Genomic DNA, 23,594 nt, shown 5'->3' on the forward strand with positions numbered 1-23,594 from the left:
CTCTTGAGTCGTAAACAGAACTCTTCTGTCGGAATCGTGGTTATCCTTGGCCTGCTGGCGATGTTAATGCCGCTGTCCATCGACATGTATTTACCGGCGTTGCCGATGATTGCCCAGGGCTTTGGTGTTCAGGCGGGCAGCGCGCAAATGACCCTCAGCACGTATATTCTGGGCTTTGCTATCGGGCAGATTTTCTATGGGCCAATGGCCGACAGCCTCGGGCGTAAGCCGGTGGTGCTCGGCGGGACGCTGGTGTTTGCCGTGGCGGCAATCGCCTGCGCGCTATCGCAAACCATCGACCAGCTTATCGCCATGCGCTTCCTTCACGGGCTGGCTGCCGCGGCGGCCAGCGTGGTGATTAATGCCCTGATGCGCGATATCTACCCGAAGGAAGAGTTCTCGCGGATGATGTCATTCGTGATGCTGATAACCACCATTGCGCCACTGGTGGCGCCGATGGTCGGCGGCGCGGTGCTGGTGTGGTTCAGCTGGCATGCTATCTTCTGGATACTGGCGGCGGCAGCGCTGCTGGCATCGGCCATGATCTTCTTCTTTATTCACGAAACGCTGGCACCCGAGATGCGGCAGAAATTCCATCTGCGCACTACCATCGGCAACTTTGCTACGCTGTTTCGCCACAAGCGGGTGCTCAGCTATATGCTGGCCAGCGGCTTCAGCTTTGCCGGAATGTTTTCGTTCCTCAGCGCCGGGCCGTTTGTTTATATCGAGCTTAACCACGTTTCACCCCAGCACTTCGGCTACTACTTTGCGCTGAACGTGGTGTTCCTGTTCGTTATGACCATGATTAACAGCCGCTTTGTGCGCCGCATCGGGGCGATAAACATGTTCCGAATCGGGCTGTATATCCAGTTTACGATGGCGGTCTGGCTGGTGGTAAGCAGCCAGCTAAACTTTGGTTTTTGGGCGATGGTGCTGGGCGTGGCGATATTTATCAGCTGCGTTTCGCTGGTTTCCTCAAACGCGATGGCGGTCATTCTTGACGAGTTTCCGCATATGGCGGGCACGGCTTCTTCGCTGGCGGGAACCTTCCGTTTCGGTATCGGTGCCTTGACCGGCGCACTGCTGTCGGTGGCGACCTTTAATACCGCATGGCCGATGATCTGGTCTATTGCCGTCTGCGCCACCTGCTCGGTGCTGTTCTATTTCTACGCCAGCAGGGCGCGCCACTCTCAGGCATAAAACAGGCGAGCATTTCGGATGCGAAATGCTCGCTAACCCCGCAAAATCTCCCGCCAGCCGCCAGAAAAAATAGGATATATGTTTCGCGTATGTAAAAACCTCAACTGTAAAAAGTCACAACTTTGTAGTTAAAAAGGTTGAGTTAGATCTCAGAAAGCGATACATATAGCGCCGAAACGCGTGCCAGAGCACAAAAATAAAGCGTTAGTTATGAAATTACTACGGCGGATGTCGGCCGTTTCCATACTCGTTTAGACGCAATTTATCAACATTGTGTTAACCTTTATGTAAACTGTTTGAGATAAATTGCCGAGTGGAACCTCCGGGGAAATGAAATTGAATAGCATACAACTGTCCATAGTGCACCGTCTGCCGCAGAGCTATCGCTGGTTGGCGGGTTTTGCAGGCTCCAGAGTTGAACCGATTCCGCAAAACGGCCAGCGCGATGAAGACTGCCTGATCGGCCTGAAGCTGTTAAGCCCGGATGGGGAAAAAGCGTGGCCTATTATGGATACGCTCAGCCAGGCATTAAGCGATATCGAAGTGGATAGCTCGGTAGTCGAGTGCGAAGGCGAGCCGTGCCTGTTTGTTAACTTACAGGATGAGCTGGCCGCAACCTGCCGCCTGAAAAACTTTGGCGTAGCCATTGCCGAGTCCTTCTCCAGCAATAATCCTTTCTGAACTCAGGCTAACGCCAGCAGCTGGCGCGTGTAGTCGCTCTGTGGCGCCCGGAATATCTGGCCGCACTCTCCCTGTTCCACTACTTCTCCCTGCCGCAGCACCACCATTTGATGGCAAAGCGCCTTCACTACCTGTAGATCGTGGCTAATAAAAATGTACGCCAGCCGGTGTTTTTCCTGCAGCGACTTTATCAGCGCCAGGATTTGCGCCTGTACCGAGCGGTCAAGTGAAGAGGTTGGCTCGTCCAGCACAATCAGCTGTGGCTGAAGGATGAGCGCCCTGGCGATGGCGATGCGCTGACGCTGGCCGCCGGAAAACTCAACCGGGTAACGGTGCAGCATATCGGCTTCCAGACCCACTTCTTCCAGCACCTGAATCACACGCGCTCTGCGTTCGGCGGCGGTTAATGCACGCTGATGAACGCGCAAGCCTTCCTCAACAATTTGCAGCACATCCAGGCGCGGATTGAGCGAGGAGTTAGGATCCTGAAACACCACCTGAATGCGGTGGCGCAGCGGCAGCAGCTTTTTGCGGTTGAGCTGGTGCAGCGGCTGGCCGTCAAACCAGATATTGCCGCTGGAGTGAATCAGCCGCAGCAGCGCAAGCCCGGTAGTACTTTTGCCGGAGCCGGACTCACCTACCAGGCCGAGGCTTTCACCGGGGCGCAGCTCAAAGCTCAGCTCTTTCAGGCCATAATGCTGGCCAACGGTGCGTTTAAGCAGGCCGCGGCGGATGGGGAAGGCAACTTGCAGGTTTTCGACCTTCAGCAGCGGTTCCTGGCCGGTGTCTAAAGCGACCGGCTGGCCGGAAGGCTCCGCGTTTAACAACTGGCGGGTATAAGGATGCTGAGGGTTGCTGAAAAGCTCAGCCACGGGTTGCTGCTCGATGCATTTTCCGTGGCGCATTACCGCAACATTATCCGCCAGTTTCTTAACGATGCTGAGATTATGGGTGATGAACAGCAGCCCCATGTTCAGCTCCTGCTTCAGCTCTTTCAGCAGTTGTAGAATTTGCGCCTGAACCGAGACATCCAGGGCGGTTGTTGGCTCGTCGGCAATCAGTAATTCCGGGCGCGTCAGCAGCGCCATCGCAATCATTACCCTCTGGCGTTCGCCGCCGGAGAGCAGGTGAGGGAAGTCGTTCAGCCGGGTTAGAGGCTGGCGGATACCGACCCGGTCAAGGCAGCTAAGAATTTCCCCTCGCGCCGCTTCACGCCGCATTCCCCGGTGCAGGGAAAGCACCTCATAGAGCTGTTTCTCGATGGTATGCAGCGGGTTCAGCGACACCATCGGCTCCTGGAAAATCATCGCTATTTTGTTACCACGAACGCCACGCAGGGTTTTTTCCGGGGCATTTAGTAGCTCGATGCCGTTAAACCGGATCTCACCGGAGGGATAAACCGCAGGTGGAGCAGGCAGCAGGCGCAGCACCGACAACGCGGTCACGCTCTTGCCCGAGCCGGACTCGCCGACCAGAGCAAGCGTTTCACCGGCATTAACCTGAAGCGAAACCGAGTCCACCACCTGGCGCAGGGTTTCGCCCTGCTGAAAAGCGACGGAGAGATTGTTGATTGCGAGCAGCGGGGTGGTCATGGTTAGCGCACCTTGCCTGGGTCAAAGGCGTCGCGCACCGCTTCGCCAATGAAAATTAACAGTGAAAGCAGCGTTGCCAGCGACAGAAACGAGATAATGCCCAGCCACGGAGCCTGCATATTATTTTTGCCCTGCAGCAGCAGGTCGCCAAGCGAAGGAGAGCCCAGGGGCAGCCCAAAGCCGAGGAAATCGAGCGAGGTTAACGTAGTGATAGAGGCGCAAAGGATAAACGGCAGGAAGGTGAGGGTGGCCACCATGGCGTTGGGCAACATATGGCGGGTCATTATCGACCAGTCGCTGACGCCCATCGCCTGCGCCGCACGGATATAATCGAAATTGCGGGTACGCAGAAACTCGGCGCGCACCACGCCGACCAGCCCCATCCAGCCGAACAGCACCGTTATGCCCAGCAGCGACCAGAAGCCCGGCTGCACCACGCTTGAAAGCAAGATAATTAAAAACAGCGTCGGCATACCCGACCAGACTTCAATAAAGCGCTGCCCCCAAAGGTCGACCCGGCCACCATAATAGCCCTGAACCGCACCGGCCAGCACGCCAATCAGGCTTGAAAACAGCGTTAGCATCAGTCCAAAAAGCAATGAAATACGCGACCCGTAGAGAATACGTGCCAGCACGTCGCTGCCGTTTGCGTCGGTGCCAAGCCAGTTTTGCGCGTTTGGCGGCGAGGGGAACGGCTGGCTGCTGGCATAGTTAATCGTCTGGCTGCCAAACCGCACCGGCGCCCACAGCACCCAGCCTTTTTCGTCCAGACGTTTTGCCAGCCACGGATCCTGATAATCCGCCGGCGTTGCCAGCGGGCCGCCAAAATCGCTCTCGCTGTAGTTTTTCACAAAGGGAAACCAGAGTTTGCCTTCGTAGCTTACGACCAGCGGTTTGTCGTTAGCTACCAGCTCAGAGCAGAGGCAGAGAGCGAAGAAAACGGCAAAGATCCACAGCGACCAGTAGCCGCGACGGTTCTGGCGAAAGCGCGTCCAGCGCGCCTGGTTTACCGGGCTTAAGCGGCTCATCCTCGTCCCTCAAAATCAATACGCGGATCGACCAGCGTGTAGGTAACATCGCTCAGGATATTCAGCAGCAGGCCAATCAGGGTAAAGATGTAAAGCGTGCCGAACATTACCGGATAGTCGCGCGAAATAGTCGCTTCGTAGCCCAGCAGCCCGAGCCCGTTGAGCGAGAACATCACTTCAATAAGCAGCGAGCCGGTGAAGAACATGCTGATGAAGGTGGCCGGGAATCCGGCAATAACCAGCAGCATCGCATTGCGGAAGACGTGGCGGTAGAGAATTTTCTTCTCGTCCAGCCCTTTGGCCCGGGCGGTGACGACATATTGTTTGCGGATCTCGTCGAGAAATGAGTTTTTGGTCAACATCGTCAGGGTCGCGAAGCCGCCGATGACCGTAGCCAGAACCGGCAGGGTAATATGCCACAGGTAGTCGGTCACCTTGCCGTACCACGGCAGCGCGTCGAAATTGGCCGAAGTCAAACCACGCAGCGGGAACCAGTCCAGATAGCTGCCGCCGGCGAACAGCACAATCAGCATGATGGCGAACAGAAATGCAGGGATGGCGTAGCCGATGATAATAAACAGGCTGCTCCAGACGTCAAAGCGGCTGCCGCTGCTGACCGCTTTACGGATACCGAGCGGAATCGACACCAGGTAAATAATCAACGTGCTCCATAGCCCGAGGCTGATGGACACCGGCAGGCTTTCTTTAATCAGCTTAAGTACCGAAGAGCTGCGGAACAGGCTGTCGCCAAAATCGAAGCGTAAATAGTCGCCGAGCATTTTGAAGTAGCGCTCGTGTAACGGTTTATCGAAGCCGTAACGGTGGGTTATTTCCGCGATAACTTCAGGATCCAGGCCCTGTGCCCCCCGGTACTGGCTGCTGGTGGCGTCGCCCACGCCGGTTTTTGCATGGCCGCTGCCCATCATCTCGTTGCTGACGCCGGGCACGCCGCTGCCGTGGCCAAACTGAATGGCGGCAATCGCCTGATCTACCGGGCCGCCGGGAGCAATTTGCACGATAAAAAAGTTTATCGTGATAATTGCCCACAGCGTGGGAATGATTAGCAGCAAACGCCGCAGAATATAAGCGCCCACGTCTCCTCCCCTTATCGCCTGTCGGCAGGCAGCTTCGCCGCCTTGTTGACGTCGTACCACCAGTTATCAAAACCGTTGTTGTACAGCGGGCGAATCGACGGCCGGGAGAACTTATTCCACCAGGCCAGGCGATCGGCTGACATATACCACATCGGCAGCATGTAGTAGTTCCAGGTTAACACCCGGTCGAGCGCCCGCCCCAGCGGCAGCAGCTTCTTCTGATTGCCCTGGCTGGCAACTATCTGGCTCACCAGGTTGTCCACCTCGGGGCTTTTTACCCCAGGCGCGTTATAGGTCGAGTTAACGTATTCGGAAGCCCAGGAAATTTGCAGTTCGGTGCTGGGGTAGGGCATGGCGCTGTATAACGTCGGCATCATGTCGTAATCACGGCTGCGCAGGCGGTTGGTGAGCTGCGAGTTATCTGCCTGGCGGATGTTCAGGGTGATGCCCAGCCGCTGTAGATTATGCTGGAAGGGTAGCACCCACTGCGTATTGCCGGTGGTGCCAATCAGCAGCTCAAAGCTAAAGGGCTGGCCGGTCTGGACGTTAACCAGTTTTTGGTCTTTTAGCTCCCATCCGGCCTCTTTTAACAAAGCCAGCGCCTTGAGCAGGTTTTCCCTGTCATAGCCGCTGCCGTCTGATTTTGGCGGGTTGTAGATAGAGGTAAACACCTCCGGCGGTAAGTCCTTTTTCATCGGTGCCAGCAGCATCAGCTCGTCGGCATCCGGGTATCCGCGGGCGGCATATTCGGTATTCTGAAAGTAGCTATTAGCCCGGCTGTAGGCCCCGTAAAACAGCGCTTTATTCATCCACTCGAAATCAAACGCCAGGCTGATGGCTTCCCTGACCCGGCGGTCTGCGAAGATGGGGCGCTGAATGTTAAACGCCAGCCAGCGTGCGTCCTGCGCGGATTCATTTTTCAGCTCATCTTTGACGATGTAGTGATTATTAAAGTTTTTCCCGATATAGCGCGTGGCCCAGTTTTTAGCCGAGGGTTCGGCGCGGAAATCAAATGCGCCCGCTTTGAATGCCTCGAAGGCGACGTTGTCGTCGAGATAATAGTCATAGCGGATAGAGTCAAAGTTCCAGCGTCCGCGGTTCACCGGCAGATTAGCCGCCCAGTAATCGCGAACCCTGGAGTAGGTAATGTACTGGCCCATTTTCCAGGCGGTAATTTTATACGGCCCGCTGGCCAGCGGCGGCGAGGAGAGCGGGTCGCTGAGTTTATGGTCCTTCCAGAATTTTTCGGGGAAGACCGGCAGTGAGAACAGGCCCAGCATTCTCTCTTTGCTCGGTTTAGCCAGCTCAATGCGCACCGTCAGCGGCGCGATGGCCTTAACGGTCGCGCCTTTGTAGACCAGGCGAAATTGCGGTACGCCTTCGGTCATAAATTTATTGAAGGTAAAGGCGACGTCTTCGGCGGTAATCGGGCTGCCGTCGTGGAAGCGCGCGCGCGGGTTAATGGATACTTCGGCCCAGGCAAAATTGACCGGATAGCGAGCCATCTCCGCAATCAGCGGATAATAGCTGCCCGGCTCGTCGTCGGAGGTGGTGAATAGCGTGTCGTAAAGCGCATCGGTGCGGACGCCGGGATTACCGCGCAGGGCAAAGCGGTTGAAGTTGTCGAAGGTGCCAATAGAAGAGAGGGTAATATTTCCGCCTTTCGGGGCGGCGGGATTCACGTAGTCAAATTGAGTAAAGTTAACGGCATATTTGGGCTCGCCGAGCACCGAGAAGGAGTAGCTTTCATTGATTTGTGCGGCTCGTGCTGCCAGAGAGGCAGCGCAAAGGCAAAGCAGCATCAGCGCGCGTACAGCTTTCGTCATCTTCATTCCTTGCCGGGTGGTTGCTGCTCTGACAGGTTAGCGAGCAGCCGCTAAGCCCATGATGCTTAATCATAAGTTAGCCGACGAAGATTGCGCAATGATTGTCAGTCTTTTAGCTCATCATAAAGGCTGTGTGACGGGTTCCAGCTTAGCAACTGGCTGAGGGTTAACGGGCGGCTGAAGTAGTAACCTTGCAGGAAATTACAGCCTCTCTCAATCAGCCATTTTGCCTGTTCCGGCGTTTCCACGCCTTCCGCAACGGTGTTCATATTTAGCCGCTGGGCGAGCGTGAGAACCGCGTCAAGCACCGGCGCGGTAACCGTTTCCATGCCGATAGAGTTTACGAAGCCACGGTCTATTTTCAGGTAATCCAGAGTGAAACGCTCAAGGTAAATCAGGGCGCTGTGGCCGGTGCCGAAGTCATCGACCGCAATCTCGTAGCCCTGCTGATGCAGCCAGGCGAAGATGCTCATCGCCTCTTTTTCCTGGAGCATATCGCGCTCGGTAATTTCAAACACCAACTGGAAATAGTCGGGAGGCAAAGAAGCGGAGAAAGCCTGAATATCCTGCTTGAAGGTCGGGGAGTGCAGGTGGCTTGGTGCCAGGTTGACGCCCAGCTTCGCCCCGGCGGGCAGAACTTTTTGCAGCTCAGCCGCATCCCTTGCTATCAGCTCAAACAGGTGGCGCGTCAGCGGGACAATCAGCTGCTGCGCTTCGGCAAAGCCGATAAACGCATCCGGCGGTATCATGCCCGCCGTCGGGTGCTCCCAGCGCATCAGGACTTCTATCCCGCGCATTTGCAGTTCCTGCGAGTCGACGACCGGCTGGTAAACCACAAAGAACTGCTCGCGTTTAATGCCCGTGAGGATCTCTTTCCCGGCGCGTACTTTCACCGAAAGGAAATAGCCGCAAAGCGCGGCGCACAGCAGGCCGGAGAGCAAACCGGCAAGAATCGCTAACTGGATATCTTCTACCGGCCACGGCGTGCCGTAGATGTAGAGCTTAATCGGGTAGCCTTCGAGATTTGCTATGCGCGTGGGCGAGGGCGGGAGCTCGTCGGTATTGACTACGTCAGGGGAGTAGGAGGCCAGCGCCTTGTTGCCCACGACCAACGCCATCGAGCTGATGTCCTGCTGGCGTGAAGTGAACACCAGGTAAGGCGTGAGGTTCACATTTAGGGTAGTAAACACGCCGTGGTCGGCGGAGAGTGGGTTTTGAAACCATACGGCGATAACCGGTTTGCCGGGCATCATGGGCGTGCCGTTCATAATGGCGACATCAACGGGTTTGCTAATATCAAGCTCGGGTTCCAGCTCGCTCATTGAGAGCTTCATATCGCCGGTAGCGGAAGAGCAGTAGGCCACGCCGCTGTGGATAAGCAGGAAAGCACGCACGCTGGAATTAAAGGCCGCCCGGGAGGTTAGCTCCCCGCTTACCCGTTCGCATTCATCCATGCTGAGGGGCTGAATGCCGTCGGCGGTATTGTGCAGGTCTTTAAAGAAGGTATCGAGGTAGCCGCTAATATCGCGGGCTAAAAGATTATAAGCGGACTCGCGTTTTGAATGCAGCGCCAGGCTGGACAGTCCGCCGACTAACAAAGCGCCAAACAATCCCGCCAGAAGGCTGAAGACAGCAATCTGTTTTGGGGTGCTAAAGTAGCGCGAAAAGATGTTCTTATAAGACATTGATGTATGAGTCCCGCAGGGGCAAGCGAATCATCGTTTGTTTTATGATTTTTTCTGACTATAACCCATAACCACAAAATTGTTTAATTTGTTTCATCTGGCAACTATTCTGCGTTTTGCCAACGTTTAAGATAATAATGCTCTGAATTTAAGGCATAAAAAAACGCTGCATGGGCAGCGTCTTTATTGTCACGTTGATTGTTTCAGCGGGCGGCCAAGGGAATAACAGCCCACAAAACTTTTAGCTACGGCTCAGCACGCGACGCGCTTCGTTATACCGCTTCTTCCAGTAGGGTTCGTCCATACTGGAGATCACTACGCCGCTGCTGGTGGAGGCATGTACGAATTGGTTATTACCAATATAGATGCCTACGTGGCGCCCGGTAGAACCTGCGCGGAACAGAACTAAATCGCCGGTACGCAATTTATTGCGCGACACGGACTTACCAGAGTCCTGCTGCTCGGAGGTTGAGCGCGGCAGCGTTAAACCAAACTGCTCCTGGAATGTACGCTGTACAAATGCAGAGCAGTCGATACCGCTTCTGCTGCTGCCACCGAGACGGTAGCGAACGCCTTTCCAGCTTGCATATTGCTCCATAATGCGCGACTTAACGTCAACATTACGAACCATCTCTTCGAATTCATCCTGAGAGGCTTGCAGTAAAAAACCATCTTTTTCACCGACTGCATGCGTCTCAGAATGCATATTAGCTGTGTTAGTCGAACTACAGGCGGAAAGCATAACTGCTACCGCAATCGCGGGGATAGCCCGCAAGATATATCTCAAAATAGGCTGAGATTTGACCATTTTGTTTGTTTTCCCTTGAAGTCCTTAACGAATAATTCGTTATACAAAAATACCAACGTGACGAGACTAAATACGTCTGAGCGTCGAAACAATTATTCATGCACAAAAATGTGGAACAACGCACAATTTTATTCACTGCCTGAGTGCGTTGAGCCGTAGCGCAAACTTTTCCGAGAGTACCCGATCAAACCAGGTGATGCGAGCCTTTTTATTCTTATTTTTATAAGAAATTGTGATGTTCGGTAGTAAAAGGTTATTTTGAGCAAACTCTCGGCAGGAGCGCTGATTTTATCGCCAGGTCATTCAAATCTCAGGGAATTCGAAGTGGGTAAATATTCATCTCGCTGTCATAAAGGCGAAAAAATAAGCAGAGACCGTGGGGGAACTCTGCTTATTTGCAATCGTAATAGCTTATTAGCCATCAGCCCCGGGCTTTATTTTTGCCCGGTATTGTACGGTTCAGTACGGAAATTAACCGGTCGCTTAGCGGGGTTAAAAGCACCCACGGCAGGCCAACCAGGGCAATAGAAAGAGAGCCGACGTAGACATCGGTAAACCAGTGCGCGCCTATCATTATTCTCGGCGCAGAGAAGATAATGAAGATAGAGGCCGCTATCAGGAATGCGCGCAGGCCGAAATAGCGCAGCATAAAGCCGGTAAAGATAAGCAGCATCAATCCGTGGTCGCCGGGGAAGCTGTCGCTCGAGGCATCCTTGGTCGGGAAATGCAGCAGTTCGCTAACGCGGTTGATGTCGGTAAAGAACAGCGTCGGGCTGGAATGGACGACCGGGATCAGGTGGCCCAGCTGGTTTATTACTACCGCGGCAAGCAGCATTACCACACCCATCAGCACCAGCCGACGGCGGCCTGGAGCATCTTCATGCCACCAGAACCAGGAGAACAGCACGCCCATCGCCAGCAGTGAGATCCCGTCGAATGCGCGGTTGTTGGTAATCGCTATCAGGGTTAAAAAAGTATGGCTTTTGACCAGTTCATTATTAAAGAAGTGGAACAGCGTGGAATCAATATTGAACCAGAATCCATGGTTCTCAGGCAGATACCAGCTAAAGAACAGGGCGAGGCCCAGCGCGTTTAGCAGCAGTATCAGAGGGAGGCGATTAGTCATCATGCGGTTTCTAAATCTCATTACGGGGGCGCAAAGGTAGGCTTACTAACTTAAACATAAGCTCAACAGACTGGATTGCAGAGCGTTCCAGTCCGGCTCGTCGGAGTGAATTAATTCGATGCGGCTGTCCGGCGGCGGAGTGGATTGCGTTTCGATATGCAGGTCATTGCCCTGACGGTTGATTCGTACCAGACCTTCGGCAATGCGCAGCACGCCTTTAACCCGGTCAACCGGCGCAAGTCTGGCCCATTCCAGGATGCCTACGGTGTCGAATACGGTTTCTTCATCAAAGATCCAGCCGCAGGCAAAATAGCCCTGGCCGCTGTTTACGCTGCGCCGCCAGCGCTGGTGAGCCGGAAGGCTAAGCGCCGCGAGCCCGCGGGTTGCCGCATGGCCGTGGTTATGCTCCGCGCTGGACGGTAGCTCGCGTTGATTAAGGCGCGGCCTGTCGAGCAGTTCGGGGCTAATTTCCCCTTTTTCAGTGCTGACCAACTGCCGCCCATCGCCTCGGGCCTGCTGCCACAGTTGCAGCGCGGCAAGGCTCTCCGATGTTGCCCGATCCTGTTTATTTGCGACGATAATGTCCGCCGCGGCCAGCTGGTCGCGGAAGTTATCATTATTCAGGGCTTTTTCATCCAGCAGCTGCCGCGAGTCCAGCAGGCACAGGGTTGCCCGTAGATCAATCCACGGCTGATAGACTTCGGCGGTGAGCATATCGAGGATCTGTTTTGGATGGCCGAGGCCGGTTGGCTCGATAAGCAGGCGATCCGGCCTGCCCTGGCGGAGCAGGGTATTGAGGCCAACCTGCATCGGCAGACCGTTGACGCAGCACATACAGCCGCCGGGGATCTCTTTTAACAATGCGCCGCTGTCGGCGAGCAGCGCGCCGTCTATGCCGACTTCGCCAAATTCATTCACCAGCACCGCCCACTTTTCATCGACTGGCTTATTGGCCAGTAAATGAAGAATGGTGGTGGTTTTGCCGCTCCCGAGGAAGCCGGTAATTAAATTCGTTTTTGTCACGGGTACTCCGGGTGGTTACAGCCTGTAAGCCACGCTTATTAGCCAGTTATGTTAATTATTCACGCTGACTATCCTGACTAAAACCCGGACAAAAGAGAAGGCTCAACGCGGTTTGGCCCTGAGGAAACCGCGTTAAACGCATTGATTGCTAACCTGCGGCCAGGTTTTCGACCGCTTTACGTGCGCCAAACTGAGCAAGCTGCCGCCATGCCCGTTGGATCTCGGTGACAAAATGCGGGTTGGCTGGGAGGTCTTCACCGAAAATTTCATGCAGGCTCAGCAGGGCATCCACACGGCTGGTTTCATCGCTCCCGGCAACCAGAGTATGGATCTTTTCTGCCAGCGGATCGCGAATATCAATGGCGCTGCCTTTATCATCCACGCCGCTGACATAACGCATCCAGCCGGCGATACCCAGCGCGAGGCACGGCCAGCTATCTCCGTTTTGCAGGTGCCAGCGCACGCTTTCCAGCCAGCGCTGCGGTAATTTCTGGCTGCCGTCCATCGCGATTTGCCAGGTCCGATGCTTCAGCGCCGGGTTGGCAAAGCGGGCAAGCAGGTTTGTGGCATATTGATGAAGGTCTACGCCGCTGATGCGCAGCGTCGGTGCCTGCTCCTGCATCATCAGGCGGCGGGCGGCGAGGCGGAAGTGCTCATCCGCCATGCAGTCAGAAATATGCTGATATCCGGCAAGGTAGCCCAGATAAGCCAGCAGCGAATGGCTGCCGTTCAGCATGCGCAGCTTCATTTGTTCCCAGGGCATCACGTCGTCTACCATCTCAACGCCCGCAATTTCCCACTCCGGCCGCCCGGCAACAAAGTTATCCTCTATTACCCACTGAATAAATGGCTCGCTGGCTATGGCACAGGGGTCTTCCACCCCGAGGATTTCGGTTATTTCCGCCAGTGATTCAGGCGTTGCCGCCGGAACGATACGGTCTACCATGGTGCTCGGGAAAGTCACCTGCTCCGCAATCCACTCCGCCAGCTCGTCGCTGCGCCGCGCCGCCATACCCAGAACCGCGTTGCGCACCAGATGCCCGTTATCAGGGATGTTGTCGCAGGAGAGCACGGTAAACGGTCGCAGCCCGCGCTCGCGGCGGCGGCTTAGTGCCTCAACCAGAATGCCCGGCACCGAATGCGGCTCTGCCGGATGCTCCAGATCGTGAATAATTCTTTCGTTAGCAACGTCCAGCTTGCCGCTTGCCGGGTCGATGCAATAGCCCTTTTCCGTCACGGTGAGCGAAACGATTGCCACCTGCGGCTCGCAGAATTTCTCAATAATGGCTTCCATTCCGTCGAGCTTTGCGTTCAGGCATTCCTTTACCGCGCCGACGACGATGGCCTGGTTTGCGTCCGCGCCTTTCTCCAGCACGGTATAGAGATGATCCTGGCGACGAAGATCGCTCATTAACTTATCGCCATTAAACAGGCTTATCTCGCAGATCCCCCAGTCGCCGCCCTGAGCGTTTAGCACCCGATCGGTGAGCAGCGCCTGGTGCGCGCGATGAAATGCGCCAAAGCCAAAATGAACGATGCGCGTTTGCAGCGTGCTGCGGTCGTAACGAGGGAACTGGACAGCCGACGGAAGCGTTTCTGAGGCAATAGTGCGCATGGGTTAACGTCCTGCTTAGCGGTAAATGAACCCGGTCAGTCTAAAGCTGTATGACAACAATTGGAATTGGTGTGGGATGTTAATCGGTGAAGTGTGAATTACATCAAAATAATAGAGGGGAAAGCGATATTGGTATAACAACTTTGGCGGGGGAGATAAATAAAAAAACGCTCCCGAAAGAGCGTTTCTGCAAATCAGTCCGCGCGGCCCATAGAGCGCTTTTCAGCGATATGAATACGGATTTTCTCGCCTGCAACCATGTATTCCGGCACCTGAATGACCAGGCCAGTAGAGAGGGTTGCCGGTTTGGTACGGGAGCTGGCAGATGCGCCTTTGATGCCCGGAGCGGTTTCGATAATTTCCAGATCTACCGTCTGCGGCAGCTCCAGAGCTAACAGCTGGCCGTCCCAGGTGAGCACCTGCATATCAGGCATGCCGCCTTCAGGGATAAATTGCAGTTCTTCTTCAATCTGGTCTTTGGTGAAGATGTACGGGGTGTAATCTTCTTTATCCATAAACACATATTCGTTGCCGTCGATATAAGAGAAGTCAACGAAACGGCGGGTCAGGGTGATGGTATCGACGATATCGTCGCCCTTGAAGCGCTCTTCCACTTTCTGCCCGGTACGAACATCGGAGAAACGCATTTTGTACAGCGTTGCCGCGCCGCGCGCGCTCGGAGCCTGGATATCAATATCTTTAACAATCAGCAGCTTGCCGTTGTAATTGAGAACCATGCCTTTTTTGATTTCGTTAGCTCTTGCCATCGATGTGTCCTGTCGAAAATTGAGATGCAAAAATATTGCGTCAAAGTACCCGCGAGGCGCGATTCAGGCAAGTGGATTTAATCAACAAAGCCGCAAGAAAGCAGTTTGTGATGCCGCGCCAGCATATGCCGGCGCGGCGGGAGAGGCATTATCCCCGGCCATCCTTAGGCGCTAAGAAATAGAAGGCAAAAGGAGTCGAGCAAAGAATAGTGAACATAATGGTGTAAATAGCCACCCAGGCTCCCTGCATAATAAACATGTCCAGCGTCCACTGCTCCATCGGCCAGTTGTACTGCTCTTCAACGCCTTCAAATGTCACTTTTGAAATAAGTGAAACGACAATAGTGAAGACAATGGCTACCGCGATAAGGAATTTTTTACCGTCGCGGGTACGAAGTTTTGCAAACATATCAGCCTCCAGGCCGGTTAGTAGTAAAGCGTAAACGCCCCTTGCTCAGGGGCGAGATTAATCAGAACGTGACGTTCACTTTGCCCCAGAAGGTTCTTCCTGGTTCGTTCACCGGCGTATTGGACGAATAGCCAAAGCTGCTATTGCCCGCCAGATTCAGGTGCTCGCTGTAGGTTTTGTTAAACAGGTTATCGACTCCCGCGCTAAGCTTAATGGCCTTGTTGAGGCGGTAAGCGGCATTGGCGGAGAAGATAGCGAACCCGGCGCTTTTATCAAAGTCTTTGCCCACCACGTTACCTTCATTAAGCGCGACTCTTTGCTGGCTACTGACCAGCCGTAGCAGGCCTGTGCTGCTCCAGTCTCCCTGCTCCCAGGTGAGCCCAAAGCGGGTTTCCAGCGGGGCGATTTGCGGCAGAGGCTGATGGTCGCTGGTATTTTCACCTCTGGCATAGGCCAGGCTGGCATCGGTTTTCCAGCTCTCCGTCAGCCGGTAGCTGAAGCCCATCTCGCCGCCCATAATCGTGGCGTCGACGTTATCGGCCTGGCTAATACGGGCGTTATTGGGAGAGTAGCGGAACAGGATAAAGTCATTCACCCGCCCAAGATAAGCCGAGACCCAGCCGTTGAAGCGCTCACCGCCGTACTGCATGCCGATGTCGAGCTGGGTGGTTTTTTCCGTTTTCAGGTTATCGAATACATTTTTAGAGCCGCCAGGGCCATAAGTTGGCGAAAATAGCTCCCAGTAATCCGGGAAGCGCTCGGTATAACCTACTCCGGCGTACAGCATGACCGGCACGTCGGTCAGCGTTCGCTCATAACGCATGAAACCGGCGGGCAGCGTGGCGCTGCGTTCTGCTGAACCATTTCCGGTATCGTTATCCACCCGCGTTCGGTCAAGCCTTGCGCCACCGATGACTTTGCTCTGCTCGCTGGCATGCCAGGTCAGTTCGCTGAATGCCCCGAAGTCCTGGAAGCGGGCATCCTGCCGCCAGCCTTCATCCTGCTTGTTGCGATGGGTGCTTTGCTGAGCATCCACGCCGCTGCGCAGCTCGTAATCGGACCACAGCCAGGTGCCCATCATACGGCCGCCGACGGTACGGCGATCGAGCTGCATCGCCATCGGCATATTCATACTCATCGACCCACCCATATCCATGGGCTGATGCATTTCCATCGAGGAGTGCATGCTGCCGCCAGACCCCGGCATGCTGCCCGGAGAACGCAGCGAATAGTTATCCATAATATGGTTGGCGTAGTTGTAATAGACGCTGGCTTCCAATTTATTAAACACTTCGCCGATATTGGATTCTTCAAAACGCATCCCCAGGCTTTCGCGTTTGAACTGCGAGCCGTCCATGCTGCGCCCCGCATAGCGGGCTTCACCGTTGCCTCTGCCCGCCGTCAGCTCGAGGAGCGTGTCTTTATCCGGCGTCCAGCCCAGCGCGACGTCGGCGTTCCATTTATCCCATTTAGAGGCGACCCGGTCACCGTTGCCGTCCTGATAGTCGCCGGAATGAGATTTGTTGCCGATAAGCCTCAGGTAACCGTCTTCGCTGCCGAGGCTTAAGTCCGCATTGCTGTCCCAGCGTTGATTAGACGCGGTAAGCAGGCTCGCCGTGCCCTGAATGCCAGCTTTCTCAAAGCGCGGCGGTTCGCGCTCGAAGCGTACCGTCCCCGCCGAGTTCCCCGGCCCCCAGAGTACGGTTTCCGGGCCTTTAATCAGCGTCAGCAGGTCAAAGCTTTCCGGAGAAATATAGGAACCTGGCGAGTCCATCCTCGCCGGACATGCGCCCGGCATCTCCGTGTTATTGGTGAGGATGCGCAGGCGTGAGCCGAACATCCCGCGGAACACCGGGTCGCCGTTGGTGCCGCCGTTGCGGATCTGTGAGAAACCGGGAATGGTTTTCAGGTAGTCGGAGCCGTCGCTTGCCGGAACCGGCTGGCGTGGCGTTTTTGGCGAAGTGATGACCTCCAGCGGCGATGAAGCGGGAGAGGCGACGATCATGACCTGATCGTCCTGCATTGTTGTGTGTTCGTGCTGCTCCTGCGCAAGCGCGGCAGGGGAGGCGATGGCCAGCAGTACCAGAGGTACCAGCGGCTTCAGGTGAGTTTTCATAAATGCCTTACTGTTCTTCAGGCGTAACGCGGCGGCTCTTGATTAATAAGAGGCCGGGCGGCATCGCGCCTTAGCGCTGCCGTCTAACATTACGCAGTTAATTTTTAGAGTTTTAAAAGCGATGAAGAACGAAAGCAGGTGGAGCGCGGGCCGGGTGGGCAGACCTCGGGCGAATTATCACCGCGCAGCACAGGGCGGTAACCGGCGCTTTGCGCACCGCTATCAGCAATAACAGCAGCAGTACGATAAGGCAGAACTGGATAAAAGGCAGATGGATAAGCAGCTGGCAGTAGCCGCAGGCAATCTCTTCGCCCGGTGACATGCCCGGGCCGGACATCAGCATGTTATGGGGCAGGCTTGCGTGAGGGCAGGGTTCAGGCATGTCCATATGATGGCTCATGTCAGACATGTCCATTGTCATCATCGTGCTGCCGTGTTCACACGCCGTATGGTGCATCAGCGATTTTGAGATAACCGGTGCAATAAACAGCATCGCAACGGCAAGCAGCGCCAGCCATGAGGCCGTTCGGTGAAAGAGTTTGCGCCCAGACAAAACGTTACCGATCCGTAGTCGTTGTGGCGCGAGTGTATCCTGGAAGGGGGAATGATGTTAAATAAATTGTTCGTTGACGCAGGCACCGGGTCTGCTATTGTCACGCACCCTCTGACGCTGGTGGAAATATAAATGGACTGTCGTCCTGATTGCGGAGCCTGCTGTACCGCACCTTCAATATCCTCTCCGATCCCCGGCATGCCGGAGGGCAAGCCCGCCAACACGCCCTGCGTTCAGCTCGACGAGCGGCTGCGCTGCAAGCTGTTTGGCTCGCCTCTGCGGCCTAAAGTTTGCGGCGGCCTTCAGCCCGCGGCCGAAATGTGCGGCAGCACGCGCGAGCAGGCTATTACCTGGCTGATTGACCTCGAGGCCGCCACCGCGCCTTAAATATCCTTGATGCGCGCCATGCAATAAACGCTAATCGCAATCATCCCCAGCGCGATGAAAAAGACGCTGTGATAGTTCCAGATTTCTGCCACTACGCCTGCCATAGAACCGGCAATTATCCAGCCAACGCGCGTAGTATTGGTGTACAGCGTGGTTGCCGCACCGGCCTGGCCCGGCATCAAATCCTGGAAATAGATCATGCCGATCCCGGCGAGAATACCGATAAAGATAGCGTTCAGCAGCTGTAGCCCAAGCAGCATATATTGGTTATGCAGCGTCAGCATGCCGATGTAAAACAGCAGTCCCGCGCCGATAGCTACCCGCATCAGGAAGCGTTTTCCCAGCCGTTTTGCGTAGTACCCGGCAATCAGCATTGTCGGGATTTCCAGCCCGGCGGCTGTGCCCATCATCACGCCAGCCAGCTTCTCCGGCAGATGCAGTTCGTTAATAATATAGAGCGGCATATTGATGATATACAGGCTGTTACAGCCCCACATCATGGTGCATGCGGTGAACAGCAGCAGCGCATCGCGGCGGTTGCTGCGGGGCGCTTCCAGGGTGGCGGTTGTTTTTACCACCGGCTCTTTACGCATTGACGGCAGAAAAAGCCAGACCATCGCGCTGCAAATCACAAAGGCAAAAGCGGCGCTCAGGTACATCACTTCAAACCCGAACCCCATCGCCAGCGCATAGGCAATTGGCGGCCCGATAACCCAGGCGAGAGAGACCTGAGCGCGCAGGATAGAGCTGAACATGACCGCCTCGCGCCCGGTGTGGTCGGCGTGCTCGCGGGCGAGAGCAAACATCTGCGGGTTGGCCGTGGAGCCAAAGCTGCTCAAAAACACGCCAACGAACAGCAGAACAAAGTAGTTACGGTTCCAGGCAAACAGCACGCAGCCCAGGGCACCCAGCAGGCAGCAGGCAAAAATGAGCTTTTTGCGGTCGCCTTTGCGGTCAGAACGCCCGGCGAGAAATTGGCTGACCAGAATGCCTATCACCGCGCTGCCGGTGAAGAAAAAACCTACCAGCGCGGGGCGGACATGAACTTCATCGGTCAAAAACAGGCTTAAGGTCGGCGTTTGCAGCGCACCGGCGATGCCGGTCAAAAATGCGACTATCAGAAACGCGGATGAAGTGAAATCAAGAGGCTTACGGGCGGCGGTAACGGGAGCGTTTTGCATGCTATCGGGCGGCAGGAAAAAGAATGCGCGGAGTGTACGCCCGTTACCCTTAAATAAACAGATTTACCCTCGCAGGATGTCGGACGGCCAGCACAAATAATTCATCAAACCTCATTAACACCCGTCCGGGTGATCGCTCGTTTGTAAAAGCTGAAGTTTGCTGATGCCGAACCATTACCGTCGGTTCAGGCGCTGAACTTTGTCGTCTGCTAAAATGAAAATGTGCTGAAGCTCTAAATTTAGAAAGCTGAAATGCGAGAAATGTTGCGCAGAAAGCCGATTTAGCGCAACACTCCTTGAAACGTTTCAGCGTCATCTTAGGCATCCCGCCACCCGGAGATGACGTATTTTTTCTCAGAAAAGCTGAATCGTTTCAATTCAGCGAGAGAGGAGATTTATGTTCCAGTTATCTGTGCAGGATATTCATCCCGGTAAATCCGCCGGGAGTAAAGAAGAGGCCATCCGCCTGGTTGCCGCTGCCCTGGTGCAGGCCGGTAATGTCGGTGAAGGCTATGTAAACGGTATGCTGGCCCGCGAGCAGCAAACCTCTACCTACCTTGGCAGCGGGATTGCTATCCCGCACGGCACCACCGACACCCGCGACCTGGTGCTGAAGACCGGCGTTCAGGTGTTCCAGTTTCCTGACGGCGTAGAGTGGGGCGAAGGCCAGACGGCGTACGTCGCCATCGGTATTGCCGCCAGCTCCGACGAGCACCTCGGCCTGCTGCGCCAACTGACCCATGTGCTGAGCGACGATGAAGTTGCTGAACAGCTGAAGTCGGCCACCGGCGCGGAAGAGTTACGCGCGCTGCTAATGGGCGAAAAACAGTCCACGGCCCTGCTGCTGGACAACAGCCTGCTGGCGCTGAACGTTGACGCCAGCGACCTGATAACGCTGCAGGCGCTAAACGCTGGTCGCCTCAAGCAGGCTGGCGCGGCAGATGCAGCCTTTGTCAGCAATGTCATTTCCGGAAAGCCGCTCTACCTCGGGCAGGGCATCTGGCTGAACGACAGCGCAGAAGGCAACCTTGCCAGCGCGGTCGCCGTTAGCCGCCCGGCGGCGACTTTCGAAGCTCAAGGCCAGCCGGTCTCGCTGCTGATGACCGTCGCCGTTGCCGACGAGCAGCCGCTTCAGGTGCTGAACCGCCTGAGCGATATGCTGATTGGCAATCGCGCCGACAAACTGTTAAGCGCCGATGCGCCAACTTTGCTGACGCTGCTGACCAGCGATGAGACTCCGGCCGAAGAGGCGCTGAGCGCTGAATTCACCGTGCGCAATGAACACGGCCTGCACGCCCGCCCGGGTACGGCGCTGGTCAACACCATTAAACAATTTAATAGCGAAATAACCGTGACAAACCTTGATGGAACCGGAAAACCGGCAAATGGACGCAGCCTGATGAAAGTTGTTGCACTCGGCGTTAAGAAGGGCCACCGCCTGCGCTTCACCGCCCAGGGTGAAGATGCTGAACAGGCGCTGAAGGCGATTGGCGATGCCATCGCTGCCGGTCTCGGGGAGGGCGCGTAATGACCAGACGTGTAGCCACTATTACCCTGAACCCGGCCTACGATCTGGTGGGCTTTTGCCCGGAGATTGAGCGCGGCGAAGTTAACCTCGTTCGCACCACCGGCCTGCATGCCGCAGGTAAAGGGATTAACGTTGCCAAAGTCCTGAAAGATCTCGGTATCGACGTCACCGTTGGCGGTTTCCTCGGTAAAGATAACCAGGACGGTTTTCAGCAGCTGTTCAGCGAGCTGGGCATAGCTAACCGCTTCCAGGTGGTACAGGGCCGCACCCGTATTAACGTCAAGCTGACCGAAAAAGATGGCGAAGTGACCGACCTCAACTTCTCCGGGTTTGAAGTGACCGGCGCGGACTGGGAACGCTTTGTGGCGGACTCTCTGAGCTGGCTGGGCCAGTTCGATATGGTTTGTGTTAGCGGCAGCCTGCCGGCAGGCGTTTCCCCTGAGGCGTTCACCGACTGGATGACTCGCCTGCGCAGCCAGTGCCCGTGCATCATCTTCGACAGCAGCCGCGAGGCCTTAGTGGCCGGGCTGAAAGCTGCGCCGTGGCTGGTAAAACCAAACCGTCGCGAGCTGGAAATCTGGGCTGGCCGCAAGTTGCCAGAACTTAAAGATGTTATTGAAGCCGCTCACGCGCTGCGCGAGCAGGGCATTGCCCACGTTGTTATTTCGCTGGGTGCGGAAGGCGCGCTGTGGGTTAACGCCTCCGGGGAATGGATTGCGCGGCCGCCGTCTTGCGAAGTGGTTAGCACCGTGGGCGCGGGCGACTCAATGGTTGGTGGCCTGATTTACGGCCTGCTGATGCGCGAGTCCAGCGAACACACTCTACGTCTTGCCACCGCCGTTGCTGCCCTGGCCGTTAGCCAGAGCAATGTCGGCATTACCGATCGCACACAACTGGCCGCCATGATGGCTCGTGTCGACCTGAAACCTTTCCACTGACAGCAGGAGACAGGCAATGAAAACGCTGTTAATTATTGAGCCGGGGCTGGGCCAGGCGCGCGCATATCTCGCGAAGACGCTGCTCGGTGCCGCTGCGCAAAAAGCGCATCTCGACATTATCGACAACCCGAACGATGCCGAACTGGCTATCGTGGTGGGGAATGCTGTTCCTGCTGACAACGCGCTGAACGGTAAAAAAGTTTTCCTCGGCGACATCGATCGTGCGGTTCAGCATCCTGAGCTGTTCCTGAGCGAAGCCAAAGGTAAAGCCACCCCGTATAGCGCTCCGGCTGTTGCGGCTCCTGCCCAGGCGGTTTCCGCCAGCGGCCCGAAACGTATTGTAGCCGTTACGGCCTGCCCGACCGGCGTAGCGCATACTTTTATGGCTGCAGAAGCGATTGAAACCGAAGCCAAAAAACGCGGCTGGTGGGTGAAGGTTGAAACTCGCGGCTCGGTTGGCGCGGGTAACGCTATCACGCCAGAAGAAGTGGCTGCGGCAGATCTGGTTATCGTTGCGGCGGATATCGAAGTGGATCTGGCGAAGTTTGCCGGTAAGCCGATGTACCGCACCTCTACCGGCCTTGCGCTGAAGAAAACTTCTCAGGAACTGGATAAAGCGCTGGCTGAAGCCAAACCTTATGAAGCTGCGGGCAAGGCGAGCGCGGGCCAGGAGTCCGGCAAGAAAGAGAGCGCCGGGGCTTACCGTCACCTGTTGACCGGGGTTTCTTACATGCTGCCGATGGTGGTGGCGGGCGGCCTGTGTATCGCGCTCTCCTTTGCCTTTGGTATCCAGGCGTTTAAAGAGCCAGGCACCCTTGCCGCGGCGCTGATGCAAATCGGCGGCGGCTCTGCCTTCGCTCTGATGGTGCCGGTGCTTGCAGGCTACATAGCATTTTCCATCGCAGACCGCCCTGGCCTGACGCCGGGTCTTATCGGCGGCATGCTGGCGGTGAGCACCGGTTCCGGCTTTATCGGCGGGATCATCGCCGGTTTCCTGGCGGGCTATATTGCGAAGTTGATTAGCTCAAAGCTGAAGCTGCCGCCAAGCATGGAAGCGCTGAAGCCAATTCTGATCATTCCGCTGTTCTCAAGCCTGGTTGTTGGCCTGGCGATGATCTACCTGATCGGCACCCCGGTTGCCAAAATCCTTGCTGGCCTGACGCACTGGCTGCAAACCATGGGCACCGCTAACGCGGTACTGCTGGGCGCTATTCTTGGCGGGATGATGTGTACCGACATGGGTGGCCCGGTGAACAAAGCGGCTTATGCCTTTGGCGTTGGGCTGTTAAGTACGCAAACCTACGCGCCGATGGCGGCGATTATGGCTGCGGGCATGGTGCCACCTCTGGCGCTGGGCCTGGCGACTCTGGTTGCGCGCCGTAAGTTTGATAAAGCGCAGCAGGAAGGGGGCAAAGCGGCTCTGGTTCTCGGCCTGTGCTTTATTACCGAAGGGGCGATCCCGTTTGCCGCCCGTGACCCGATGCGCGTTCTGCCTTGCTGTATCATCGGCGGCGCGCTGACCGGGGCACTCTCCATGGCGGTAGGCGCGAAGCTGATGGCGCCGCACGGCGGTCTGTTCGTGCTGCTTATTCCTGGCGCAATCACGCCGGTGCTGGGTTATCTGCTGGCGATTATCGCCGGTACGCTGGTGGCGGGCCTGTCTTACGCCTTCCTGAAACGCCCTGAAACCGAGCTGGCTGCTAAAGCCGCATAACCGCTCTGTTTCCCCGCTCTCTCTATGCGTTTGTTAAGGACGCGGAGAGCGCGGGGAATGCCCTCCACCTTCTGTTGTTTTCGCATTTTCTCGAGACTCCTCCCTCCAGAGTGAAAATACTCCCCGCATTTGCATTCATTTGTTTATTCCTTCCAATGCTTTGAACGTTTCAAACTTGTTTGTTCGAAGGTAAAAGCGAAAATTTCGATCGGAAAACAAAATGTTGGTGTACTATGTCACCATTTCGGTGTACTTAGTACCCTCAAGGGAGCGTACACCGGTGACACATGGAATAGAGTTTATTGAAACTACGATGTTTACCC

20 protein-coding genes are annotated in these 23,594 nt (G+C 55.8%); 6 read left to right on the forward strand and 14 right to left on the reverse strand.

Features of this window, described 5'->3' with window-relative positions; all coding sequences use genetic code 11:
• The first annotated feature begins 3 nt into the window (after nt 1–3).
• Nucleotides 4–1,200 carry a Bcr/CflA family multidrug efflux MFS transporter gene (locus ACG1VR_RS07125; RefSeq protein ID WP_039898491.1) on the forward strand — a complete coding sequence of 399 codons (1,197 nt, stop codon included), beginning with the start codon at nt 4–6 and terminating at the stop codon, nt 1,198–1,200.
• Between the two features lie 336 nt (nt 1,201–1,536).
• On the forward strand, nt 1,537–1,881 hold the full coding sequence (locus ACG1VR_RS07130) for a YejG family protein (RefSeq protein ID WP_039899368.1): 345 nt from the start codon (nt 1,537–1,539) through the stop codon (nt 1,879–1,881).
• Between the two features lie 2 nt (nt 1,882–1,883).
• Here ACG1VR_RS07130 and yejF read toward each other — a convergent pair whose 3' ends face one another.
• The 13 genes from yejF to ACG1VR_RS07195 all read right to left on the reverse strand — a co-directional run bounded on the left by yejF (nt 1,884) and on the right by ACG1VR_RS07195 (nt 17,523).
• Entirely contained in the window at nt 1,884–3,473 is a 1,590-nt protein-coding gene (gene yejF, locus ACG1VR_RS07135; protein ID WP_395490556.1) for a microcin C ABC transporter ATP-binding protein YejF, read from the reverse strand.
• A 2-nt stretch (nt 3,474–3,475) separates the two neighbouring features.
• Complete coding sequence (locus tag ACG1VR_RS07140) at nt 3,476–4,501, reverse strand: microcin C ABC transporter permease (protein WP_395490557.1); 1,026 nt, start codon at nt 4,499–4,501, stop codon at nt 3,476–3,478.
• Nucleotides 4,498–5,595, reverse strand: coding sequence for a microcin C ABC transporter permease YejB (locus ACG1VR_RS07145; protein WP_172569417.1), 1,098 nt, complete (start codon nt 5,593–5,595; stop codon nt 4,498–4,500). Before ACG1VR_RS07145 ends, ACG1VR_RS07140 begins: the two co-directional genes overlap by 4 nt.
• Before the next feature lie 11 nt (nt 5,596–5,606).
• Entirely contained in the window at nt 5,607–7,397 is a 1,791-nt protein-coding gene (locus ACG1VR_RS07150; RefSeq protein ID WP_395491066.1) for an extracellular solute-binding protein, read from the reverse strand.
• Between the two features lie 128 nt (nt 7,398–7,525).
• Complete coding sequence (locus ACG1VR_RS07155) at nt 7,526–9,106, reverse strand: cyclic di-GMP phosphodiesterase (protein WP_395490558.1); 1,581 nt, start codon at nt 9,104–9,106, stop codon at nt 7,526–7,528.
• Between the two features lie 241 nt (nt 9,107–9,347).
• Nucleotides 9,348–9,914, reverse strand: a complete 567-nt coding sequence (gene mepS, locus ACG1VR_RS07160; RefSeq protein ID WP_016537375.1) for a bifunctional murein DD-endopeptidase/murein LD-carboxypeptidase — start codon at nt 9,912–9,914, stop codon at nt 9,348–9,350.
• A 421-nt stretch (nt 9,915–10,335) separates the two neighbouring features.
• Entirely contained in the window at nt 10,336–11,040 is a 705-nt protein-coding gene (locus ACG1VR_RS07165; RefSeq protein WP_039898485.1) for a phosphatase PAP2 family protein, read from the reverse strand.
• A gap of 45 nt (nt 11,041–11,085) precedes the next feature.
• The gene (locus tag ACG1VR_RS07170) at nt 11,086–12,063 is read right to left on the reverse strand and encodes a CobW family GTP-binding protein (RefSeq protein WP_395490559.1); all 978 of its coding nucleotides are present in this window, start codon (nt 12,061–12,063) and stop codon (nt 11,086–11,088) included.
• A 148-nt stretch (nt 12,064–12,211) separates the two neighbouring features.
• Entirely contained in the window at nt 12,212–13,678 is a 1,467-nt protein-coding gene (locus tag ACG1VR_RS07175; protein WP_395490560.1) for a mannitol dehydrogenase family protein, read from the reverse strand.
• Between the two features lie 194 nt (nt 13,679–13,872).
• Nucleotides 13,873–14,445 (reverse strand): elongation factor P-like protein YeiP, encoded by a 573-nt coding sequence (gene yeiP / locus ACG1VR_RS07180; protein WP_008459912.1) that lies wholly within the window; start codon nt 14,443–14,445, stop codon nt 13,873–13,875.
• A 148-nt stretch (nt 14,446–14,593) separates the two neighbouring features.
• Nucleotides 14,594–14,854 (reverse strand): DUF2534 family protein, encoded by a 261-nt coding sequence (locus ACG1VR_RS07185; RefSeq protein ID WP_016537371.1) that lies wholly within the window; start codon nt 14,852–14,854, stop codon nt 14,594–14,596.
• Between the two features lie 61 nt (nt 14,855–14,915).
• Nucleotides 14,916–16,970: a TonB-dependent copper receptor gene (locus tag ACG1VR_RS07190; RefSeq protein WP_395490561.1), complete on the reverse strand. Its 2,055-nt coding sequence runs from the start codon at nt 16,968–16,970 to the stop codon at nt 14,916–14,918.
• Nucleotides 16,971–17,082: 112 nt separating this feature from the next.
• Nucleotides 17,083–17,523: a DUF2946 domain-containing protein gene (locus ACG1VR_RS07195; RefSeq protein WP_395490562.1), complete on the reverse strand. Its 441-nt coding sequence runs from the start codon at nt 17,521–17,523 to the stop codon at nt 17,083–17,085.
• Nucleotides 17,524–17,655: 132 nt separating this feature from the next.
• On the opposite strand from ACG1VR_RS07195, the gene ACG1VR_RS07200 reads away from it, so the two are divergent.
• Nucleotides 17,656–17,910 (forward strand): YkgJ family cysteine cluster protein, encoded by a 255-nt coding sequence (locus ACG1VR_RS07200; RefSeq protein WP_395490563.1) that lies wholly within the window; start codon nt 17,656–17,658, stop codon nt 17,908–17,910.
• On the opposite strand, the gene setB is transcribed toward ACG1VR_RS07200, so the two are convergent.
• Nucleotides 17,907–19,091: a sugar efflux transporter SetB gene (gene setB / locus ACG1VR_RS07205; protein ID WP_016537356.1), complete on the reverse strand. Its 1,185-nt coding sequence runs from the start codon at nt 19,089–19,091 to the stop codon at nt 17,907–17,909. The two genes, ACG1VR_RS07200 and setB, sit on opposite strands and share 4 nt — an antisense overlap.
• A 397-nt stretch (nt 19,092–19,488) precedes the next feature.
• Between setB and fruB the strand changes: the two genes are divergently transcribed.
• The 3 genes from fruB to fruA are packed head-to-tail and all read left to right on the forward strand — an operon-like array spanning nt 19,489 to nt 23,271.
• The gene (fruB, locus tag ACG1VR_RS07210; RefSeq protein ID WP_395490564.1) at nt 19,489–20,619 is read left to right on the forward strand and encodes a fused PTS fructose transporter subunit IIA/HPr protein; all 1,131 of its coding nucleotides are present in this window, start codon (nt 19,489–19,491) and stop codon (nt 20,617–20,619) included.
• On the forward strand, nt 20,619–21,557 hold the full coding sequence (fruK, locus tag ACG1VR_RS07215) for a 1-phosphofructokinase (RefSeq protein WP_016537353.1): 939 nt from the start codon (nt 20,619–20,621) through the stop codon (nt 21,555–21,557). Before fruB ends, fruK begins: the two co-directional genes overlap by 1 nt.
• A gap of 16 nt (nt 21,558–21,573) precedes the next feature.
• On the forward strand, nt 21,574–23,271 hold the full coding sequence (fruA, locus tag ACG1VR_RS07220) for a PTS fructose transporter subunit IIBC (protein ID WP_395490565.1): 1,698 nt from the start codon (nt 21,574–21,576) through the stop codon (nt 23,269–23,271).
• Nucleotides 23,272–23,594 lie beyond the last annotated feature (323 nt).

The organism is Cedecea davisae (assembly GCF_044095835.1).
GTDB lineage: Bacteria > Pseudomonadota > Gammaproteobacteria > Enterobacterales > Enterobacteriaceae > Cedecea > Cedecea davisae.